General features: G+C 64.7%; 2 protein-coding genes. Both read left to right on the forward strand.

All coding sequences use genetic code 11. The features are described from left to right. Positions 1–4 precede the first annotated feature (4 nt). Complete coding sequence (locus SB4_RS18620) at positions 5–580, forward strand: chemotaxis protein CheD (protein WP_058717547.1); 576 nt, start codon at positions 5–7, stop codon at positions 578–580. 47 nt (positions 581–627) lie between these two features. Further along, the coding region (locus tag SB4_RS18625; RefSeq protein ID WP_478212462.1) for a response regulator at positions 628–791 on the forward strand (164 nt) is incomplete at its 3' end.

Below are 791 nucleotides of genomic sequence, written 5' to 3' on the forward strand. Positions count from 1 at the left end.
CGCGATGCGCGCCCCGATCATCACCGGCTTGGCGCAACGCGACGGGCTGCGCCGGATCAACGTGATCCAGGGCGAAACCCGCGTCAGCCAGGAAAAGGATGTCGTGCTGACCACCGTGCTGGGCAGCTGCATCTCGGCCTGTCTTTACGATCCGATCGCCGGAATCGGCGGATTAAATCACTTTTTGCTCGCCGAACCGGGCGTCGCGGAAACCGATCCTAAATCCATGCAGCGCTATGGTGTCTATGCCATGGAAGTTTTGATCAACGCGATGATGGCGCTCGGCGCACAGCGGCACAGCCTGAAAGCCCGGCTTTTCGGCGGTGCGATGATGCGCGACGGCTTTCGCGACATCGGGTCGGCCAATGCCCAGTTCGCCCGCCGCTTCCTGGCGGACGAGCGCATCGCGCTGGTCGGCGAGGACGTCGGGGGCATGAGCGCCCGCCGGGTCGAGTTCCGTCCCGCCCTGGGCCTGGCCCGGTGCCGCCATGTCACCGACACGGTCACGCCGCCTCCACGGGCGGCACGCCCCGCCCCGCCACCACCACCCGCCGCCACCGGCGATGTGGAGTTCTTCTAATGTCTCTCGTTTCTTCCATGAAAGGCCAGTTCGTGTCCCAACTCATCATGACCGTGGACGATTCGCCCAGCATGAGAATGCTTCTGCGCGCCGCGCTCACCGATATGGGATATCGGGTGCTGGAGGCCGAGGACGGCGTCCATGCGCTCGATACGCTGGACGGCGTGACGCCGGACACCGTCCCCGATCTGGTCATCACCGATATCAACAA

It is taken from the genome of Sphingomonas sanguinis, assembly GCF_001476905.1.
Lineage (GTDB): Bacteria > Pseudomonadota > Alphaproteobacteria > Sphingomonadales > Sphingomonadaceae > Sphingomonas > Sphingomonas sanguinis_B.